This window comes from Mycobacterium sp. E2699 (assembly GCF_001666745.1).
Taxonomy (GTDB): domain Bacteria; phylum Actinomycetota; class Actinomycetes; order Mycobacteriales; family Mycobacteriaceae; genus Mycobacterium.
On record NZ_LZJH01000143.1, the window covers coordinates 1 to 20748 of the forward strand.

Genomic DNA, 20748 nt, shown 5'->3' on the forward strand with positions numbered 1-20748 from the left:
CCTCGGCCTGACCGATCTCCTCGTGGGTGCCGCGCTGCCATGAAGCTGGGGACCCGGAGCTCGGTGCATCTGCTGCTCGACCGGCGGGTGGGACCCGGTCTTGGGGCCGATATCGGAAACCTGCCAGGTATTGCCCACCTTGTTGACGGTGACCTGCAACAGGATGATGGACACCTTCGGCGTCGGGTTCTGCAGATTGCGGGTGGTTTGGTGGGCCGACACCACTACCTGGTAGACCCCGCCGGGCTGAGCGACCGGGTCGATGGCCAGCACCTCGCCGGTGGAGGTGACCTGGGCCTGCAGCATCACGCTTTTGAGCAGATCGCTGGCGTTGACGTATTTGTCTTTAAGCTGCTGCGACACACCGTCTTCGACGGAGCGGAAGAAGGCGTCGGGGTCTTCGAAGCTGTAGGTCAGCGACTTCAGCGCGTAGTCCTTGGCCAGCTGCGCCACGGTGTCGCGATCGGCCTGCTGTCGACGGAGCTCCGCGAGCTGGCCGGTCACCTGCCGATACTTCAGGTAACCGAACACGCCACCGGCGAGCACCGCCGCCACGAGTAGGGCCGCGACCCAGTGCCAGGGCTTTTCCAGCCTCGGGGGCTGCAGTCGCCACCTCGAGGACCGGTCGGGCCGCGCCTGGTCGTCTGCGGCGCTACCGGTCTCGTCCCGGTCGGCCGCCGGCGTTGCCTCGTCCGCCTTTTCGTCTTCGCTGACGATGGAATTGGTCATGTCAGTTCCTTCTTTGCCGTTGCCTTCTTCGCCGATCACCGATGCCATTCGGGCACGTTGAGTTGCACCCGCATGCCGCCGGTGTCGTTGAAAGTCGATTCCCAGAAGTCGAGCCAGTGCCCGGCGTCCACCTTGATGTCGTGCAGCGGTGCGACGGCGGGTTCCAGGACGGTCGTGAACGTGCTCAGCGGGCCGGCCAGCATGTCGAGCCATTGGCTGAGCTTGGCTACCAGAACCCCCGCCGGATCGTCGGGGCCGACGACGCCCACGCCGGTGTGCGACAGCGTTTCGATTTCGTGGATCATCCGCAAAAACGCCGGCACCGAGCGGGGAAGCAGCTTGCCGGTCTCGCTGATCACTTCGCCCGCGTTGATGTCGCCCAGGTTGGTGGTCATCGTGGCGAAGTTGCTGAACAGCGCGGCCAGCAATTGCTTGTCGTCGTGGATCACCTTCGCGGTCAGCCCCGCGGTTGTGGCCAGGGAATCGACCGTGTCGTCGTTGCCGGCGAACGCCGCGGAGACGTTGTCGATGATCGTGTGCACCTGCTCGAGGTTCAGCGCCGACATCAGGGCGTTGGCCTTGGTGAGCAAGTCGGCGCCGGTCACCATCGACGCGACCCGGTCCGCGGGGATCACCGTCCCGTCGCTGAAGTACGGCGGCGCAATCAGTTTCGGCTTGAAGTCGACGTACTGCTCGCCGGCGGCGGAGAGGTTTTCCACGCTGATCGCGCTGTCGGCGGGCACCGGGTGCGTGCTGTCGAGGTCGATCGACACCGCCAGCCCGCTCGCCGTGGTCTCGATGCTCCTCACCCGGCCGACCTTGATGCCACGCATCGTCACCTCCGATGTGGGCATCAGGCCGCCGGAAGTGTTGAGCATCAACGTGAGTCGGGTGACTTGTTTCGTCGGGCTGATGTCGAGCACGCCGATCGACATGTACGCCGCGCCGGCCAGTGTCATCACCGCCAGGATGGCCAGGGTGGCGCGGGCACCGAACTTCATGGCAGCATTCCCATGCTCTGCATCGCCTTGACCGCCTGGTCGGCCTTGTCGGCGGGATCCACGCCCTCGTGCCCGGTCGGTGGGTGAAGTTCGGAGACAATGTATTTCGGGCCTCCGTTGCGGAAGAACCCGAGAAGCTTGTAGTGCAGGAACGCGATCAGCTTGTCGGCGAGCACCGGAATGGTGGTGTCAAGGGTTGCCACCGTTCCGACCATTGGCGTGAGGTAGGAGAGCATTTGCATGATGTCGCCGGTGATCGGGTTGGTGAGTTCTCCGCCGAGCTTGCTGACGTCTCGGGAGTCCCCGACGACGTCGAGGATGGCCATGGTGATCGCCGACAGCCCTTCGAGCTTCGGCGGGCCCTCGGTCACCAGCCGGTTGAACACCGCGGTATTGGCCGCCATGTTGGTGGTGATGTTCTCCATGCTGGACAGGATGCCGTCGATGGTGTCCTGGTTGGCCGCCAGGTCATTGAGGACGCCGGCGAGGGTCTGCTGCATCCGGGTCAGCTCGGCGGGGTTTTTCGGGAACGACTTGTTGACGTTGACGACGGTGCTCTGCAGCGTGCCGATCGCGCCGCCCGCCACCAGGTTCGACACCGATCTCAAGAGATCCTCGACGTTGTCGGCTGGGGCGGTGTTGCGCAACGGGATGGTGCCGCCGTCGCGCAGCATTGCGGTGTCCCCGGCCCGGTCCTCTGGCGGCACGAGCGCGATGTAGATGTCGCCGAGGGGGGTGGCCTGGCGCAGTTCGGCGCGAGTGTTGCCGGGAAGCTTTGTGCCGCCGGCGATATCGACGTAGGCGACCGCCGTGGTGCCGTCGAGCTGGACGTGGTCGAGCACGCCGATCTGCACTCCGCCGGAGTCCACCTTGGCCCGGGCGGGCAGGTTGAGCACGCTGGAGAACTGGATCTTGATCCGGTAGGCGTGGTCGGGACTGTAGGCGCCCGGGACCGGCAGCCGGGTCGGATCCAGCGAGCACGCCGCCGTCAGGCAGATCGCCATCGCGGTCAGCAGCACGCGCACCGAGCTCCGGGTCCCCAGCTTCATGACAGCGCGGCCCCCAGGATGAGATCGGTCAGGCCGAGGGTGACCGGGTCCGACGCGGCGCCCGACGCGCAGGCCGCCGCGGCGCCGGGGACGTTGCGCTGCCGCAGCCCCTCGCAGATGGCGCCGGCCTGCGACGGCGAAATCGCCACCTGCGGCGGAATATAGGTGACGTTGTGGGTTCCCCACGCCGGTTCGTAGATGTCGCTCAGCCAGTGGCTGAACTGCGGCCACGACTTGATCATGGCCATGATGGCCGGGGTGTGTCGGTTCAGCATGTCGCTCAGCCAGCCGATCCAGTGGTCGAACCTTTGGTAGACCCGCGGCCCCCACCGGTTGATCGCCTCCACCAAGATCGGCAGCAGGTGCGACAGACGGCTCATGGCCGCCCCGAAGTTGTCCGACAGGCCCTCGACCAATTGCGTCGTGGCCGGCAGCGTTTCGACAAACCCGGCGAAGCTGTCCCAATTCTTGAGGAAGTCCGAGGTGAGGATCTCGCTGTTCTCGAACAGCTGCCGGTAGTCGGCGTCGGCCTTGTAGGGGTCGGCGAGCATGGTGACCAGATTGCGCAGGGTCTGGTTGAGGCCGGTGCCGGTCCCGTCCAGCGAGCGGCTGGCCGCGCGCAGGCTGTCGTTGATCGCTTGCACGCCCGGCGCCCGGGACGGGTCTTGGCCGTGTTGAGGTTCCATGATGGCGTCGGCGAGCTTGCCGATGGCAGTGAAGGTTTCGCTGATGCTGATCGGGGTCTTGGTGGACTTCAGCCTGATGCACCCCGGCCCGGTGAACTTCGGGCCCGAGGTGTAGGGCTTGGTCAGTTCGATGTGGCGGTCGGTGACAATCGATTGCGAGTAGGTGACCGCCCCGACGTCGGCCGGTAGGTCGAGGTCGGTGGGCACGGTGAAGTCGACCTCGACATGGTCGGGCTTGTTGACGATCGCGGTCGTCGTGCCGACCTCGATACCCAGCAGCGCCACCTTGTTGCCGGGATAGAGCCCTACCGCGTCGGTGAATTCGGCGCACATCGCGCGGGTGGGTGTGCGCATCAGCGTCTTGGTGCCGAAGATCACCGCCGCCGCGACCGCGGCTACCGTGGCCACCACCACGGCGACACCCCACCGGGAGCGCAGCCGCGAGCCGACAGCCGACAACCTGCTCATCTCAACAGTTCCTCATGATGTTGGGCAGGCACAGGTCCTGTCCGGGCACCAGCCGGCTGTGTTTGTCGAAGACGACCCCGTTGCCGCTGAGCATCGGCAACACGATGTTCAGGCTCTGCCCCAGGCCCTCGAGCGCCTCGCCCCACCGCTCGGGATGGGCGTTCAGCGTGTCGGTGATGTCTTCGAGTCCGTTGACAACCGGCCCGACCTCGCGGCCGTAGAACACCACGATGCGGTCGAGGATGCGGGCCAGTTCGCTGAACAGGCCGAAGAACTCGACAATGTCGACCGACTTGGAGGTGTAGGACTGGCCGATGATGTCCAGCTGCTCGAACAGCGTGATGAGCTGCTTACGCGCGGCGACCGCCGCCCGCAGGCCGTTGTTGGTGAAGTCCAGGCTGCGATGGAAGTCGGCGGTGGACTTGCTCATCGACGTCGTCAAGGCATTGGCCGAGCGGAGCAGGTCGCGCACCGCCTCGGGAAACTTGTTGGCGGCGTTGGCCACCTCGGTGAACGTGTCGTGGATGACCTGGCCGTCGACTTCCTTGATCAGCGGGGTCGCCGCCTGGATGATGTCGTTGACCTCGAACGGCAGCGCGACCCGTTGCGGCGGAATCACGTTGTGGCCCAGCGGAAGAGCACCCTTCGGGTCAAGCGCCACGTAATGGCCGCCCAGCGGCGTCAGCAGCTTGATGTCCAGCGTGGATTCCGAACCGACCGCCACCGAACGCTCGACGTCGAACTTCATCTCGACGACGGCGCCGTCGAGCCGCACGCCGGTGACCTTCCCGACCGGGATGCCGGCGATGCGAACCTGGTCGCCGGCGCGCACACCGCCGGAGTTGGACAGGCGCGCGACATAAGCGGTCTGGCCGGTCGGATTGAGGTAGGCCATCGCGGTGGCGGCCAGCGCCGCGACGATGACGACGACACCGACGATCCCGTGCCGGCGATTGCGGACCGCCGCGGCGCGCTCGTCGAGCACCGGACGCCGCCGCCGTACGCTCTTGTCCCCGAACGGCATCATCGGCACACCACCAAGTTCTGCTGCGCGAAGGACACCTGCCCGATCCCCGGCAGGGTGACTTCGCCGTGCGAGCACGAGAACGACGGTCTGGCGGGCTGGTCGTCGGCCAGCCAGTCCCGCATTCCCTGGATCAGCGACGGCGCGAGCGACAGGCCCGCGATGATCGTCGCGGTCTGCGGCCACATCCGGCTGGTCAGGTCGTAGAGCGGAACCGTGGTCCCGTCGAAGGTGTGCTCGGTGTACTGCAAGATGTGCGTGGTGTTCCGCAGGACGGGCAGCCCTTCGTCCATCGCCGCACGGAACTCCTCGGCCTTGGAACCGAACTTGGTCACCACGTCGTTGAGCGTGGCGATGAGATGAAAGAGTTGCTGCGATTTGCCGCCCAGGTCCGCCGAGATCGCGCTGAGGTTGCGGAGCACGGCGGTGATGACCGCCTGGCGGTTCACGGCCAACTTGGAGATGACGTCGAGGTCGTGCAGGAACGGGCCGATGCCGTTTTCGTCACCTTGGATCAATCGCAGCAGGTTCTCGCCGAGCAGATTGAACTGGGCCGGGTCGAGGGTTTGAAATATCGGCCGAAACCCGTTGAACAGCTTCGCCACATCGAACGAGGGAATCGTCTGCGCCAGGCCGAGGGTGGCCCCGGCCCGCAGCCGTTGATCCGGCCTGGCCGGCTGGACGAGTTCCAGGTAGCGCTGACCGACCAGGGTTTGGTAGCGCACCGCGGCAACGGTGTTGGTGAACACCGGGTGATCGTCCTGCGCGGTGAAATCCACCTTGGCGATCCGGCCGTCGAGCCGGATGGTTTCCACCTTGCCGACCTGCACGCCGGAGATGCGGACGTCGTCGCCGGCGTAGAGGCCCGACACGTCGGAGAATGCCGCGGTGTAGTGGGAAACCGCCCCGGTGACGGGACTGCGCAAGGCGGTCAGCACGATGAGCGTGCAGACCACCGACACCGCGGTGAAGATGGTCAGCCAAATCACCGATTTGGTAACACTTCTCATCGGCCACCCCGCTGCGGTGCGGGCGCGGGCGGCGGGGACGGTAGGGCCGCCGCCAGCCCCGGCATCGTGTCCAGGGTGACTTCGATCTGCATGCGGACCTTGCCGTTGATGATCGGAAACGCCGCGCTGGTGCGGTCCAGCAGACCCGAGAGCCGGTCATAGACCGGCGCCTGGCTGCCCTGGAGGTACGAGAGTGGCAGCAACACGTCCATCACGGATTTCATGAAGGGCGCGAGCCACGCGATGTTCTTCGCGAAGATCCCGTCCGTCTTGAAGAGGAGCTTCGCGGTCTGGTCCAGGATCAGGTTCATGCGCTCGACCCCGTCGGGGTGGGCCAGAAATTCCATCCCATTGAGTAGGTCGTAGGCCAATCCGATGAGCGGGATCGCGTCGCTGGCGCCGTTGACCACCGAGGCGAACACCGACAGCGACTGTGAGAACGGCACCTTCTGGGCGTCGACGAGCATCTTGATCAGATCGAAGTAGGACCGGGTCACCGGCTCGGTCAGGTCCGCGTGTCGGCGCACTATCTCGATGATGTGGTCGACGTCGGGCGAGTCCACCATCTTGCCGATTTTCTGGCCCTGGCGTAGCAGGCCGGTGATGGAAGCCGACCGGACGTTGGCGCCTATCAGCAGCGTCTGGTTCGGCCTCAGCCGGGCGCCGGTGCCGCTGCTGACGAGTTCGACCGCCGCGAGGCCAAAAGTGTTGGAGGACATGAAGTTCGCGGTCGTGTCGGCGGCGAGGGCCCGCGCTTGCCGCGGCTCGAGTTCCACCGTGATCTTCTGGCGGTTGTATCCGGCGGATTCCAGCGATTTCACCGATCCGATCGTCAGCCCGCGGAACTTCACCTCCGCGCCCGGCGTCAGGCCCTCACCGATCGAATCGGCCACCACGGTCAGCTTGAACGTGTCGTCGTAGCCGCCGTTGCCCAGCTGATACAACGAGACGCCCGCGATGCTCAGCGTCACCGCTGCGATCAAGCCCCGGATCCGCAACGAGCGCGGACTTGGCGCCCGCACTCCTTGGTCCGACCCCGGCAGTATCGGCACGACTACCCCGATATCCGGATGCCGGGGTTGTTGCCCCAGAACAACAGCGTCAGCACCATGTCGGCGGCGACCACGGTGACGATGCTGGCGCGGATGGCCCGGCCCGAGGCCCGCCCGACCCCCTCGGGACCACCGCTGGCGAAGTAGCCCTGGTAGCAGTGGATGGCAATGATCAGCGTCACGAAGATGGCGGCCTTGAGCACCGAGAACACCACGTCGGACGGGTGGATGAACGAGTCGAAGTAGTGGTAGTAGGTGCCCGAGGACTGCCCGTGCAGCACGTTGACCACCAACGCGCACGACACATAGCTCAACGCCAGCGTCACCACGTACAGCGGAACGATGGTGATCATCCCGGCGATGACCCGGGTCGTGACCACGAACGGGATCGACTGAATGCCAAGGGCTTCCAACGCGTCGATCTCCTCCGAGATCCGCATGGCGCCGATCTCGGCGGTCATGCGGCACCCCGCCTGTGCCGCGAAGCCGATCCCCGCGATCATCGGCGCCATCTCGCGGGTGTTCGCGTACGCGGAGACGAACCCGGTCAGCGGGCCCATGCCGACCATGTCGAGGGCCCCGTATCCCTCGATTCCCACCGAACCGCCGACCGCCGCGCCCATGAAGATCAGCACGCCGATGGTGCCGCCACCGACGATGAGCGACCCGTTCCCCCAGATCATGTCGACCAACAACACCCCGGTCTGGTGCCGGTAACGCTTCAGCGTGTGCGGGATCGCACCGAGCACCTGGAACAGGAAGGTGATCTGGTGTCCGAGGCGCTGAAGCAGCGAATCACCCCGTCCGGCGACCCACCGCGAGGCCCGCAGCGGCGCGGGTAGGTAGCGTGCCGGCACGGCGATGCGGGCCATCAGCCCACCCTCAGCGGCATGGACATCGACAACCCTTGCGTGATCAGGAGGTTCAGCAGGAACACCGCCACGATGCCGATGACGACGGAGGCGTTGACCGCGTCGGCCACGCCGCGCGCGCCGCCCTTGGCCTCGAGGCCGCGCTGGCAGGCCACGAGGATCACGACCACGCCGAAGAGCCACGTCTTGAGGACGGCGACGACGACGTCGTTGACGCTGGCGAAGGACGCGAACGACGCGATATAGCTGCCGGGGGTGCCGGACTGGAAGCCGACGTTGATGGCGTAGCCCGCCGCGAGCCCCATGAAGATGATGAAGGAGCACAGCACCGGCGCCACGATCACGATCGCCGCCAGCCGCGGGGTGACCAGCCGCTGCACCGGGTCGATGCCCATGACGCGCAGCGCGTCGACCTCTTCGCGGATGGTGCGGGCGCCGAGATCGGTCGCCACCGCCGAACCCGCCGCACCGCCCAGCAGCAGCGCGGCGACGACCGGTGCGCCCTGCCGGATCACCCCGAGGCCGCCGGCCGCACCCGACACCGAAGAGGCGCCGACCTGCTGGATGAAGTTGCCCACCTGTACCGCGACGATGACCCCGAACGGGATGGACACCAGCAACGCGGGTATCGCCGTGACGCTGATGATGAACCAGGCCTGGTTGAGGGTGTCGCGCCACGGGTGACGCAACCTGATCAAATCCCTGAGCAGGTATACGAAGGACTGGGCGGCGAGGTCGAAGAAGCGGCCCAGCGTCTGCAACGAGGAATCGAGTTGGTTGAGGCCGTACCGCAGCGGTTTGGCAAGCAGCGGGACGATTCGCCCGCCGGCGGGCCCTTCGACGGCGGGCCGATCTTCCGGCCCGGCGGCCTCCAGCGGATGGGCGACGTCTTCGCCGTCGGTGATGGTGCTCGCGTCGACATCGACACAGGAGACTTCACTGCCTTCTGTCTCGGTGGCCGGTTCAGCCGCTGTCGCGTCGTGGACACCTGCGGTCAACGGCAAATCCCTTCCTGATCGCTGTCAGGACTTCGCCCCCAGCAAAGATTACGCGTGTTTGACGTGTGTTTATCAGCGGTAGGTGCGTTCTACCAGCGGCAGCGAGGGTCTGTTCGCGGAAGCAGGCGAGTGTGACGTACGTCACATTTCGTGGAGCGTGAAGACCTCCACGGCGGCAGTTTGCCCTGCAACGCGTGGGATCCGCTATCGATGAGCCCAGGCGGTCGAGAAGCCAGTCCGTCGACGCACGAACGGGTGAGAAGGATGGCGTCGCCCGTGCGTTTTCGGGTCTTGACCGCGTCGGGAGCGCAGGGGAGGTTCAACTGGTATGCCCACACCCGACCGGCCCGGCGAACCCCCGGGTCTGCTCGACCGCCGTCAGCTGCTCACGCTGGCGGGCGGCCTCGGCGTGGCGTCCATACTCGGTGCGTGCTCGACGTCGACGACCGGTGTCCGGCTGACCGCTGCGACGTCGGCTCAGTTGCTGTGCCGAGACGCCTGGGGCGCGCGGGCCGCCCGCCCCGGCGGCAAGCCGCACACCATCACCCGCATGACGCTGCACCACGAGGCCGTGGTTCTCGGCGACAACCGCAACGCTCCGAGCCGCCTCCGAGAGGACCAGCGGTACCACCAAGACCAGAAGGGCTGGATCGACATCGCGTATCACGTCGGTGTCGATCGCAACGGCAACATCTACGAACTGCGGAGCACCGAAATCGCCGGCGACACCGCGACGGACTACAACACGACCGGCCATTTCCTCGTTCTCTGCGAAGGAGACTTCGATCAAGAGGCCGTGTCGGAAGCCCAGCTGCACGGCGCGGCTCTGGCGTTCGCCTGGGCCGTGCAGAACTTCCGCATCGCGACCGACACGCTGGCCGGCCATCGCGACCTGGCCCAGACCTCGTGCCCCGGTGCGAACTTGTATGCCCATCTCACCTCAGGAGACCTGAAGCGGCGCATCAACGATCTGGTATCCGCCGGTCCAGTGGATCTTCAGCGCTTCTGCGGACCCGACGCCGCCGCGAGAGTCGCGGCGATCGAGGCGGGCGGCTGAGCTTCGTGTTGGGCACCGGCCAGCCGACGCGCCGACAAGCGACGAAAAGAATGTTTGCGGTCAGGTAAAGCGGGCATGGCTCTCAAACAGCTGACTACACCGGTCTACAGCCGGTGTCCGCATCTACCAAGAAGGGGCCAGCGTGTCGGTCACACATCTCAGCGGTTTCGGGACCGCCTGTCAGGAGGCCGTGAGGGCGGTCCTACACGCCATCACCACCGGCGGGGACGAACGCCGGGGACACCTCTGCGACGCGAAGTTGGCAGTCAACACGGCCTTACGCGTCGCTAATAGCGGCGAAGAATGGTATCTGGCCGAGCACCTGCGCCAGGGCATCAAGGATGTGGAGACTCGACTGCGGGACGCTTCCTAGCCGCCTCCGTCTGGCTGCCATAGCGACGGCGAAAGTCCTTGTCCCGCAAGGACGCGCGGCGGCAACTTTCGTTGCGTCATCGCAGCTGGGCGCTGCGGAGGCTGTCGCCGCGGCCTACCGGCCAGGGCGTTCGCCGCTCGAGTCCCAGTATTCCGGTCCATCCATCTCGAGAACGCCATCGTGGGCAACCGGATAATATTTTTCGATGCGGCGGCGCACTGACTCAAGAAACTGATCAGTCGTCGGGAAGTCCACCGGCAATTTGTCCTTCATGATTTCTTCGGCCGGGACCCCTTGCCGAATGGCAAATCTGGGAAGGTATTGCCACTTCCCGGACTGATCGTGCGGGCCAAAAACATTCATCGCATCAAGCGGAGCAATCATGCAATTGATCGATCCATCCCGCGTTGAGTCATAGATCTGAATCTTGCAATCACTTGAACGGAAGAAGGCGACGGCGCCGTTCCGGCCGCCTTCGTCAACATCACCGTCGTACTCCTCCAGCCGAAAGCCCAGTTCGTTGAGCAGAGGCTCGACAATGGACTTGACTCCCGCCAAGAACTCCTCCGTCATTACCGCCCACCCCCAATCCGCACCCACGTGTTTCCGACCTGCCGATAGCCATACGCCTCGGCGTTGCTCTTCAAGAACGCAATTTCCTTGGCGGAGAAGGAATCTGCATCCAGCGCCAAGACCTGTTCCACACTACTGAATTGTTGCGGCAAATGGTATTCGATGCGAGGCACACCGTTCTCCATCTGGCTGCGGAGGAAGTTTTCGTTCACTTGCCACGCGAGGCCGTTGGCGTCAGGCTTGCTCAGCCCGAAGGTCATGGCGTCCCAAACCGGGTCGCCGGTATCGAAATAAATTCCGCCGGTGCCCCGGGCCTCCCCGATGTAGCCACCATCCTGGCCCGCCCACTTACCTAGGACCACCCGGTCCGGGCTGTCACCAACGTAGTGAGTCGACATGTCAGCGAGTTGCTGGCTGAGCCCCGCAGTGGGTTCCCCGTGCACGAACGAGGCATAGAGATCCTGCGCCGCCTCGTCTGCGAAGGGCTGGTAAGTGACGGGGTGATCGAAGCCCACCGGTACGTGCGGCAAATGCGTTGGACCGTAATCGATTGCGGCGGCGGCATCGATGTCGGCCAGTCGGCCCACGCCCGCCCCTTCGCCACCGAACAGCAACCCCGGCAGGGCGAACGCGCCGTCGGAGGCCTTGCCGCCCAGGTAGTAGGCGGGACTGGGCGAGTCCAGCATGTTCTTCACTTCGCCGACCGCCGCACCGAACGGGTTCTGGACCGTCTCGACGGTGCCCTTGAGCATCTGCTGCCACGACTCGAGCACGCCGGGCGCCCCCGGGCCTCCTACCCCGAGAAGGTTGTGGATGCCCTGTTCTGTGGCGAGCCAGCGGTCAGCGAACCCTTCGCCGAACCCCGGGGGCGGCGGCGCCTTCGGCTCGGGCGGAACGTAGTTCGGCATCCCGCTGTCGATCCACTGTTGGGTGCGGCCCACGATGTCGTTCAGGCGCGCCTCGATCTGTTCCGGCGGCACGCCATCGCGGATCATGGATTGGCGGGCCAGCGCCTTGAAACTCTCCACGTCCGCGGGCTTGAGCTGTGGCGGCGGGCCGGGGACAACGGGTTGATGAAGCCGGCTCAAGAGGTCCGGCAGGCTGCCCGGTTGCGGCTGTTCGGCCTGGCCGGTCGAGGGCTGCTTGCCGTCGGGCAGCAGGAGGTCTTGCAGGGACGGCGGCTTGCCCGCGGCGCCCGCCGCCGGGGCGGGTGCGTCCGACGGCGGGCCGTTACCGGCCGCCGGATCTGCGGCGCCTTCGGGCAACAGCATGTCTTCCAGCGACCGCGGGTGGCGTGCTCCGGGGGGCTTGGGCCGGCCTTGGGCCGGCGGGGGACCGCCGGCCGGCGGACGTCCGCCGGCATCCAACGGGACCTCGCTCACGGCCGCGCGGATGGCGGCGGCGAGCTCGTGGTCGGCGCTGTCGGCGTGCGCCTTCAACAGAATCAGCCGATCCTGCAACAGCTGCTGCTGTGCGGCGAACTCCAAGGTGTCGCGCCCAATCCAGGTGTCGCCCACGTCTATTCGCCAGTCCGGCGTGATCTTCCAGCCCTTGGCGTCAGCGGCGCGCTCGATGTCCGCCAGCTCGTCCTTACACGCGCGCACGTCGGCCTCGGCGCGTGACACCGCGGCGGCCACCTGCCTGGACTCCTGGCCGTCCGCCTCGACGTCGCGACGAGCCTTACCCAAGTCGGCGCGAAACGCCTCGCCGGCCTCCCCGTCCCAACCGGCAAGAACGCTGTTGACCTGCTGCAGGTTGTCCCCCAACCGCTGCAAGGTGGCGGCGCGTCCGTTGGCCGTCTCGAACACCTGCTGGATCGCGCCGAGATCCCACCGCTTGACGTCATTTGGGGTCAACGGCCCCACGGGCTACCCCTCGTCCCGCAGCGACCCGAAAGCCCGCGCCGAGTCGTCCTCGTTGGTCGCATAGCTGAACATCGCCTCGGCGACATGCGACCCCAGCCCGTCCACGCGGAGCCGGTGTTGGTCGTGCCGGATCTCCCACCGCGCCGCCAGCTCAGCCAATGCCAGCTGCGAGGACCCGACCCAACCCGGCGCGGCCCCGGCAAGCCCTTCCTCATGCCTGAGGAACTCCACAGCCGCCTGACCGATTGCGTTGAACATGTCGTTGCTGCCGACGTGCAGTGCCGCGGGATCGACCTTGAATCCATCGGTCACGACGGCCCCCCTTCGGCTCACCGGCGTTGCGCCCTGAATCGTAATTCGTCCCGGGAACGCGCGCCCTTCACCTTGAGCGATCGACTGAACACGAAGCCCAAATCAGGCGGTCGACTGCCGGACCGACACCGACAAATCACGGCGCCGCAAGCAGAAGTGGGTAAACAACCCAAACAGCATGGCACCAGGTTGGGAAACCAGGTCAGTAGTCGGAAGGCGGCATCAGATGGTTGGTCAAGAGGGGGGCCGGTGGGACGTCGGCACCAAGGATAAGGCGGTCTACCTTGAGCGCGTCTCCGAGAGCGACGAGCGGGTATTCGACGACTTGCTGGCAGCCGATGAGGCCCGTGCATTGGCCGGGCTGTTGGCGAAGTACGCCGACAAGCTCGACGCCGCGGAGGACTCCCGCAAGTCTGACGATTCCGACGAGACGAACAACTCCGAGGACGCTGACGCAGCCGACGAGCCCGAGGATTCCGGCAAATCGGACGATTCCGACGACTCGAAGGACTCCGAGGACGCCGACGAGTCGTCGGCGTAGCAACGGAGTTGCCCGGAACCGGGGCCGATGGGTGGGAAGTCGTGTGGAGGTCCGGCTTTTTGACCCGCGCTCAGTGCACGAGGCCGAGTTCCTGGTCGATCTGCGCCCAGTAGCGGGGGCCGGTCGGGGTGAGCAGGATCCAGTCGTGAACTTGGCCGTTGGCCAGTATGAAGCTCATCGGGGCGCCGTCGGCCAACGCTGCTTGCTGGAGCGCAAGCGTCTCGTTGAAGAGTCCATCCAGCGAGCCCGAGTAGACATACGTCGGCGGAAGGCCATGAAGTTGCGCGGGTGACCCATCCAGCGGACTCACCTGATAGTTGGTCAGAGGAAGGTTGGCCGCCCACACCGTGCCGATCTGCCCCCCGGACCGCGCCAAGTCCAGCCAGGGGGACAGCAACACAATCGACGCGGGCACGGTTTGGCCGTGGGCCACCAGGTATTCGGCGGCGGCCAGGGCGAGGTTGCCGCCCGCTGAGTCACCGGTCACGCTGACGTGCGAGGCCCCGTGTAAGGCGATCTCCGAGGAGATGAGGCCGGCCATGTTGGGCACCACCGTGCCGGCGGTGCCGCCCTGCTGCATCAGCGGGTAGATCGGCACCTCGATCGTCGCGCCGGTCTGGTAGGCCATCACCGTGTAATCCAGCCAGTGGAAGATCGACGGCCCGAAGATGAACGCGCCGCCGTGAATGGCCACCACGTAGTCGCCGGTCGGATGAGCCGGGGTGATCTGTACGACGGGCATGCCGTTATAGGTGGTGTGCTGCACCGTTTCGCCGAGCAGCAGCGGCAGCAACCGCGGCGGCGTGTTGGACACGCCTATCCCGAGCAGCGGATTGTCGCCGGTAAACGCCGCTAACAGCGGGGAACCCGGCTCGAAAAACAGGAAATTGAGTTCCTGGCTCAACCCGCTCGCCAGCGTCGTGGGGAGCTGCTGGATTTCTTGTTGAACACCGAGCACCGCCTGCTCGAGGGCCACCAACGGGGATGCGTTGGCCGCCTCGGTGGCGGCATACGCGCCGGCCGCGCCGGTCAATGCCTGGGCAAACCACTTCTGATAGGCCGCCGCCTGTGACCCCAGAGCTTGATAGCCCTGGGCGTGGGCGGAGAACAGCGCGGCGACCGCCAGGGAGACCTCGTCCTCGGCCGCGGCCACCACTCTCGTGGTGGCACCAGCGGCGACCTGGTTTGCCTTCGCTACCGCCGAACCAACCGAAGCCACGTTCGTGGCCGCGGCTGACATCACCTCTGGCAACGCAACAACATACGACACCGCGCCGCTCCCATTACCAATCGCCGATCAGCCAGAGCTTATGCCTGCCCCGAGGAGTCACGTACGAGTTTGCCGTGACTGCCTGGACAGGATCCGACACGGGCACAAGACCGTCGCGGGGACTTTCAGTCCCAACTGCAACGCCCACCTCCGGGCAGGTTGACGCGGTCGTGGATCTCCATGGAGGCCAAGACCTGCGCCGTCTGCACCGTCGGGGCGTAGGCGACGGCGTAATTACTGCCCGCACCGAGGGCGATGGCCATGCAGCTCGTGGTGCTTCCAACGAGTTGGCAGCCGGTCGGGAACTTCGCGCGGCAGTTCGCCATCGCGTATTGCTCGGCATCAGACTGGGTGTAGGCGTTTGTGTAGAAAAACGCCTGGGTCTTGTTGCTCGTCGAGCTGGAGCTCACCGCCCCGGCCATCCAGGTGGCGGCGGCGTGTGCGGGCGACGCATGCCAGAGGGCGCCCGTCAGGACGAGCGGGGCGGCCACTGCCAGCGGCGCGATGCTGCGGGCAGCCGGTTTCCAAGAGTACGTTGCCATTTGACTGGTCTTTCTGTCGTTTCTTCCTGTCGTTGTGGTGCAGCACCCGGCAGTGGCCACGGACGACATCGGCTTTCCTGACCGGACAGATCGACCGCGACGGCTGCTGGCGGTTTGAGGCACGCCCGCGCCAGGCATCCCGGCTGGCGCGGAGTGATGAGCAAACCAGTAGCTCATTTAACGATGATATTACATACTCGACGCATGATCTAGATGTCTTGTCTAAACTTTAAGTATTACCGCCGTGGGTGTCTCGGCGCTCGGCAGCAGCAGGTCGAGGCGTGTCGCAAAGGGCGCTAATGGCCAACTCGACGGGCCCGAGTGAGGTGAGTGAAACGGGCGAGCGTAAAGCCGGCTGACCAACCAAATTGGCCCTGTGAGCGGCGTAAACGATGGTGGAGCTACCGGGACGAACCCGACGCCCTACCAGGCATTTTGGATTCTGAGCTGCGTTTTCGTTACGTCTCGTCAGATTTCGGTCCCGCTCGTTACCTGCCGATTCGTTTTCGAGTCTTGGCGGCGTCAAGAGTGGTCAAAGCAGTGAGTCGCCGGGCGCAGGTGGTGCCAAGACGGACGCCGCGGTCCGGCGGCTACGTCGCAGCCTCGTTCACTCCATGTCCTTTGTGGCCTCAAGCGCCGCCGCGTCGGCCAGAGTGCGTTGGGCGTTTCAATCGGTGCCTTTGGTCCTTCGGCTTGCATCTCTTCGGCCCTGACGGTCACGGCCACCCTGAGCGATCGTGCCGGTGGGTAATCGCCGATCAGAAATGAACTCAGATGTGGCAACCACCACGTGGCGCGATCTTGGTAGGCGTTGACGGCTCGGCAGCGGCACTGATTGCCGTCCGGTGGGCGGCCCGTGATGCAGCGCTGCGGAATGTGCCGCTGACTGTGGTCCATGTCGTCGACGCCCCCTTACCGGAGTGGTTCGAGGTCGCCGCGCCAGCCGGCTTCAGGCAATGGCAGGAACAGCGGGCACGGGGCTTCATCGAGTCGGCGATCAAGGTCGCCAAGGCGAGCACTGATGAGTGCGGTCCGGTGCAGATCGATGGCAAGGTGTTTCATTCGGCGACCATCCCGACGCTCGTCGGCATCTCCGCAGACGCGGAGATGGTCGTCGTCGGCTACCGGGGACATCGCGGCGCGCTGGCCCGCAGTTCCCTGGGCTCGGTGAGTTCGGCATTGGTCTACCACGCGCATTGCGCGGTCGCCGTGATCCACGACGACGGAGCCATGATCGGCGACGACGCACGGACGACGGTGCTGTTGGGTATCGACGGCTCGCCGGCGTCGGAAGCGGCGACTGCTATTGCATTTAACGAAGCCTCCCGACGAGGTGTCGGTCTCATGGCTATGCACGTCTGGACCGATCCCCGGGTTTCCGGCTCCAAGGGGTTGTTTCAGGACGCCAAATGGGACGCTCAGCTATCCGAGGAGGAGGAGACGCTCGCTGAACGGCTGGCGGGTTGGCGCGAACGCTATCCCGACGTGGGGATCCGTCGCAGAATCGAAACCGGTGATCCGGCACGTCGGCTGATCGAGGCGTCCGAACAGGCGCAACTGATTGTGGTCGGCAGCCACGGCTGCGGCCGGTTCAGGGGCACTTTGCTGGGATCCGTCGGGGCGGCGGTGGTCAACAGGGCCAGGATCCCGGTGATCGTGGCGCGTCAGCCCTGACGGCGGCCGTCGTGGGTGGGCTTAACCAACAAATGTTGATGTTGACGGGAAAAGAGAATGGCCAGAGCTTGTGGCCCTGACCAGTCAGTTCTCGGTGGAGCTGCCGGGAATCGAAGACGCATATAACACGGTTGACCTGCGCAGACGCGAAATGGGTCAGCACGAGGTGACATGGGGCTATACCAGCCGGTAGGACGTGAGTGCTGACCGCCGTCAGCACCCTTCGCCCATTGGAGCACTTCGCCGGATCGGTTCACCCTGGGGGTGGCGTTGTGTATCCAATACTGGTGTGGAAGACCAACTAGGCATCGCTGCAGCAGACCAACTCGCCGACTGCGGGCAGGAGGCCGGCTAGCTTTCACCCATCCCGGCCGCATTACTCGTTAACCCAAGCGCGGACCAGCCCGTGGCCGTCGATAGCTCCCGCTGTCACAAGTTCGGCCCTAACATCGGTCGGGTGGTAACGGGACATGAACCATGGGAGCGCCGGATCGAGCCGGCGGACTCGGCGCTGCTTTCCTTCGACGATGCCCTCAACGAGGAGCTGGATCAGCAGAACGGCGCATTTCCCTGGTGGGACGGCCATTCCAATTGGAAGACCCTCACCATGATCGCTGATTACTTGATTCAATCAGTACGAGGAGCGCGCGAAGCGCTGGTCGCCGCGTCGTTCGCCGCGAAAACACACCGCGAGTCAAACTATGCAGCCAGCGTGGCTTACACCAACGCATTGCGAGCGCGGGCGAAATCGGGCGAGACGACTCCGGAAGCGGCCTTCGCGGCCATTTACGACGACGACGCCGCTATCCGGCGAGAGCGCAACATCGTCAGTTCGGCAGAGCATTGCTTCTTTCACCTCGGGCAGACACTCGACCGACTCTCGGCGGCGCTGATTATCGTCGGCGGTTTCGGAGTGGGGGATGTTGTTAGCGCCGACTGGGGGACTATCGTCGGAACCCCGAAACGACCTGGCTTGGTTCAGGACTTGGCAGCACCGGCGCCTCGTAACAGGGTCGAGCCGCCAGCAACACGGGGCCGAGCACTCCAAGAAAAGCTTCTCGAACCGGTCACGAGACCGGACGACTTCGGGCCACCGGGGTGGCTGGACTGGCTGCGCGATACGCGCAATGCCATGACACACCGATCGCCAGCGACAAAGGTGTTGTTCTTAAACGGCGACGCGAAAAGAGGCCTGCATATCGTGCGGTTGTTCTACCGCCAGGGCAGGTGGAGCGAACTGCAATCTGTGATCTACGGCCGACCGCAACATGACCAGACGTTCTGGGGCGCCTTCATTACGCGCCCAAGCGAAGACATCCTCGATGGACTGTGCGAGTCGGTCTGCAAGTTGGTGGTCGATTTGACTGGCGGCATGAGAGCTTGCTGGGATTCGCGCAAGGCGTATCCCGCGCTCATCGTCCAACAGGGATCCCAGTGGCAGAAAATCCAACCGACAGAACCGATTTCGGCCTTCGACGGCTACGGAGAAGACGTAGGATCACTTGTTCGGCAGCAGTCTATAGTCAGCGATGACAACTTTGGAAGGTGGCAGGCAGCCGGTGTGTTCGGTAACGATGACCGTTACGCGGAATGGCTTAGGTAGCCTTGTGCGGTTTCTGACCATCGCGGTGAGGCCATGAAAGGTCGCAGGCGTAAAGGGAGACTGAGCCACATGAGCCGACGCCCGCGCCCCCTGCCTCGGAGTGCGCAGCGCCCGCTGCCCCGCGCTCACCTGCGACGAATCCGGCCGCTGTGAGACATGCCGGCGCTGACACGAGCGCCAGGGCGACCGCCATGGAAACCATGCGTTCCCCATAAGGCGAGCACTTGGCGACTAGGCCGGTCACCTTCTAGCTATGGTTACGATTTTCGTTCAGCATGCGTCCGACCACGCAGAAGGTCAGATCGAGTTCTGCGACATTCCTTCGAGCACCGCACAACTCGTCTATTTCGCGACAGGCGTCAGCCACCCCGCTCAGTAGCAGACCTGCCTGCCCAGGAAACCTCGGGCCGATCCACCAGGTGAGGTGGTGAAGCGTATGGCAGGCCTTCCGAGATAAGTTGTATCGGTTGCCATCTCAGTGGAGTTTGGTGCGCTGGCAGGAAACGAGAGGATCATTTCGCTGTAGAACATCATGTCCGTTGGGCATCCAGAGTCGACTGCTGGTCGTGCCTCGAACGCCGATACGTTTATGGCGTATTGTTCACGGTGGCCTTCTGCACAGCTGGGTTCGCAGACCTGATAGCTGAGGATGCCGGTTCCTTGAGCGCCCGCCGCGCCCCAAAAACTCCATGACATGGACTCAAGACGCTGTCCGCCATCGGCACAGGTTTGAAATGTGACTGCGGCGGGACGTTCTGTCGGCGGATCGTCTTTCGAGTAGCACCCCGGTAATGCGTAGCGGTACGCATTAGTGACTGTCGTTGTAGTGGGGAGAAGTGCTGGCGGCAGCGAATTAGGAGCTACCGCACTCGAAGCCGTCAGTGTCGGTGTGTTGGCGGTCGAGGCCTTATCTTGCATCGTATTAGCGGAACCGGACTGATGCTCCTCCCACGGACGCCATGCCGACGCGATTATGCCTACGAGCAGGATGATTGCAAGACTGGCACCGGAGGCAAGCCGCCGACGCCGGGATCCGACGGATACTGACTTGGTAGCGGGTCTCCCAGAAGCAGGGGCTGCCACTGTTTCAGCCTGGTCTTGGTTGAGCGCCGCCCGTGCTGCATGCGCCAAATCCTTCGGTGTTGGGTATCGGTCCCTGGGACCCTTCGCCAGGCCGGCGGCGATCACGTCATCCATTGCGGTGGAGATGCCGGGACGCTGTGCAGAAGGTTTGGGCGGCGGCGCGGTCATGTGCGCCATCGCGATCTGCTCCAAGGTGGTACCGGGGAAGGGCAGTCTGCCGGTGAGCGATTGGTAAAGCACGCATGCCAGCGCGTAGATGTCGGAGCTGGGTTCGATTTCCCCGCTGCTGAATCTTTCGGGGGCCATGTAAGACCAGGTGCCGATGGTGGCCCCGGTGGACGTTATACCGGTCTCTCCGGCGGCGCGGGCAATGCCGAAGTCGATCAGGTAAGCGAAGTCGTCATCGGTTACCAAGATGTTGGAAGGCTTGATATCTCGATGGACCAAGCCAGCTTGATGCGCTGCATCGAGTGCCGAGGCGACTTGTTCAACGATGCCTACCGACCGACCGGGTTCCAATGGCCCACGGTCGAGAAGGGTCTGCAAGTCCTGCCCCTTAATGAGACGCATCGCCACATAGAGGCGTCCGTCGATTTCGCCGACGTCGTAGATGGGAACGACGTGCGGTTCGTCTAGCCGAGCGGCTGCGCGGGCCTCCCTGCGGAACCTCTGCTCGAATGTCCTGTCCTCAGCGAAATGCGGGAGCAGCGTCTTAATGGCCACCGTCCGATCAATGACGGTGTCGTGGGCCCGCCAGACCTCACCCATGCCGCCCCGACCCAGCAACTCTAGGAGCCGGTACCGTCCGAACGGAGTCCCCTCGATCATCATCCTCCCCTAAGCAATCGCCATTAAGATGATGTCACCTGCCATAATCCGGGGCCGCTAGCAGGCTGTGGCCTTCAATTGATGGACTCCAAAGTCTCGATAAGCGGTTGGCCTCGGCCACTCAATCAGCCAATCCGC

At 64.8% G+C, this 20748-nt stretch carries 19 protein-coding genes; 4 read left to right on the forward strand and 15 right to left on the reverse strand.

The window, feature by feature from the left end; translation table 11 throughout:
• The 9 genes from A5696_RS23685 to A5696_RS23725 all read right to left on the reverse strand — a co-directional run.
• Positions 1 to 729: hypothetical protein (locus A5696_RS23685; RefSeq protein ID WP_231964574.1), on the reverse strand; the 729-nt coding region annotated here is incomplete at its 3' end.
• A 35-nt stretch (positions 730 to 764) separates the two neighbouring features.
• Positions 765 to 1730, reverse strand: coding sequence for an MlaD family protein (locus A5696_RS23690; protein WP_067883428.1), 966 nt, complete (start codon positions 1728 to 1730; stop codon positions 765 to 767).
• Positions 1727 to 2779: an MlaD family protein gene (locus A5696_RS23695; protein WP_067883429.1), complete on the reverse strand. Its 1053-nt coding sequence runs from the start codon at positions 2777 to 2779 to the stop codon at positions 1727 to 1729. The genes A5696_RS23690 and A5696_RS23695 overlap by 4 nt, the downstream gene beginning before the upstream one ends.
• Complete coding sequence (locus A5696_RS23700) at positions 2776 to 3933, reverse strand: MlaD family protein (RefSeq protein ID WP_067883430.1); 1158 nt, start codon at positions 3931 to 3933, stop codon at positions 2776 to 2778. Before A5696_RS23700 ends, A5696_RS23695 begins: the two co-directional genes overlap by 4 nt.
• A 1-nt stretch (position 3934) precedes the next feature.
• Positions 3935 to 4960 carry an MlaD family protein gene (locus A5696_RS23705; protein ID WP_067883541.1) on the reverse strand — a complete coding sequence of 342 codons (1026 nt, stop codon included), beginning with the start codon at positions 4958 to 4960 and terminating at the stop codon, positions 3935 to 3937.
• Positions 4957 to 5967 (reverse strand): MlaD family protein, encoded by a 1011-nt coding sequence (locus A5696_RS23710; RefSeq protein WP_067883431.1) that lies wholly within the window; start codon positions 5965 to 5967, stop codon positions 4957 to 4959. Before A5696_RS23710 ends, A5696_RS23705 begins: the two co-directional genes overlap by 4 nt.
• Entirely contained in the window at positions 5964 to 6947 is a 984-nt protein-coding gene (locus A5696_RS23715; RefSeq protein ID WP_369803389.1) for an MlaD family protein, read from the reverse strand. Before A5696_RS23715 ends, A5696_RS23710 begins: the two co-directional genes overlap by 4 nt.
• A gap of 74 nt (positions 6948 to 7021) precedes the next feature.
• On the reverse strand, positions 7022 to 7891 hold the full coding sequence (locus A5696_RS23720) for an ABC transporter permease (RefSeq protein WP_067883432.1): 870 nt from the start codon (positions 7889 to 7891) through the stop codon (positions 7022 to 7024).
• Positions 7891 to 8709, reverse strand: a complete 819-nt coding sequence (locus A5696_RS23725; protein ID WP_067883543.1) for an ABC transporter permease — start codon at positions 8707 to 8709, stop codon at positions 7891 to 7893. The genes A5696_RS23720 and A5696_RS23725 overlap by 1 nt, the downstream gene beginning before the upstream one ends.
• 508 nt (positions 8710 to 9217) lie before the next feature.
• Between A5696_RS23725 and A5696_RS23730 the strand changes: the two genes are divergently transcribed.
• Complete coding sequence (locus tag A5696_RS23730; protein ID WP_197517061.1) at positions 9218 to 9946, forward strand: N-acetylmuramoyl-L-alanine amidase; 729 nt, start codon at positions 9218 to 9220, stop codon at positions 9944 to 9946.
• Positions 9947 to 10433: 487 nt separating this feature from the next.
• Here the strand turns inward: A5696_RS23730 and A5696_RS23740 are convergent, their stop codons facing one another.
• Genes A5696_RS23740 through A5696_RS23750 form a run of 3 tightly spaced genes read right to left on the reverse strand, consistent with a single transcriptional unit; the run spans position 10434 to position 13069 of the window.
• Positions 10434 to 10892 carry a hypothetical protein gene (locus tag A5696_RS23740; RefSeq protein WP_067883434.1) on the reverse strand — a complete coding sequence of 153 codons (459 nt, stop codon included), beginning with the start codon at positions 10890 to 10892 and terminating at the stop codon, positions 10434 to 10436.
• Complete coding sequence (locus A5696_RS27815) at positions 10892 to 12700, reverse strand: WXG100 family type VII secretion target (RefSeq protein WP_156738568.1); 1809 nt, start codon at positions 12698 to 12700, stop codon at positions 10892 to 10894. The genes A5696_RS23740 and A5696_RS27815 overlap by 1 nt, the downstream gene beginning before the upstream one ends.
• 60 nt (positions 12701 to 12760) lie before the next feature.
• A complete protein-coding gene (locus A5696_RS23750) occupies positions 12761 to 13069 on the reverse strand; it encodes an RNA 2'-phosphotransferase (RefSeq protein ID WP_231964576.1) in 309 nt (102 codons plus the stop codon).
• Positions 13070 to 13295: 226 nt separating this feature from the next.
• Here A5696_RS23750 and A5696_RS23755 point away from each other — a divergent pair, with 226 nt between their 5' ends.
• Positions 13296 to 13610, forward strand: a complete 315-nt coding sequence (locus A5696_RS23755) for a hypothetical protein (RefSeq protein WP_067883436.1) — start codon at positions 13296 to 13298, stop codon at positions 13608 to 13610.
• 70 nt (positions 13611 to 13680) lie between these two features.
• Here A5696_RS23755 and A5696_RS23760 read toward each other — a convergent pair whose 3' ends face one another.
• Positions 13681 to 14880 carry a PE domain-containing protein gene (locus tag A5696_RS23760; protein ID WP_082956651.1) on the reverse strand — a complete coding sequence of 400 codons (1200 nt, stop codon included), beginning with the start codon at positions 14878 to 14880 and terminating at the stop codon, positions 13681 to 13683.
• A 125-nt stretch (positions 14881 to 15005) separates the two neighbouring features.
• Positions 15006 to 15422 (reverse strand): DUF4189 domain-containing protein, encoded by a 417-nt coding sequence (locus A5696_RS23765; protein WP_067883438.1) that lies wholly within the window; start codon positions 15420 to 15422, stop codon positions 15006 to 15008.
• A 774-nt stretch (positions 15423 to 16196) separates the two neighbouring features.
• Here A5696_RS23765 and A5696_RS23770 point away from each other — a divergent pair.
• Positions 16197 to 17096 (forward strand): universal stress protein, encoded by a 900-nt coding sequence (locus tag A5696_RS23770; protein ID WP_067883439.1) that lies wholly within the window; start codon positions 16197 to 16199, stop codon positions 17094 to 17096.
• Between the two features lie 457 nt (positions 17097 to 17553).
• Positions 17554 to 18699, forward strand: a complete 1146-nt coding sequence (locus tag A5696_RS27820; RefSeq protein ID WP_156738569.1) for a hypothetical protein — start codon at positions 17554 to 17556, stop codon at positions 18697 to 18699.
• A 372-nt stretch (positions 18700 to 19071) separates the two neighbouring features.
• Here the strand turns inward: A5696_RS27820 and A5696_RS27365 are convergent, their stop codons facing one another.
• On the reverse strand, positions 19072 to 20613 hold the full coding sequence (locus A5696_RS27365) for a serine/threonine-protein kinase (protein WP_231964577.1): 1542 nt from the start codon (positions 20611 to 20613) through the stop codon (positions 19072 to 19074).
• Between the last annotated feature and the right edge of the window lie 135 nt (positions 20614 to 20748).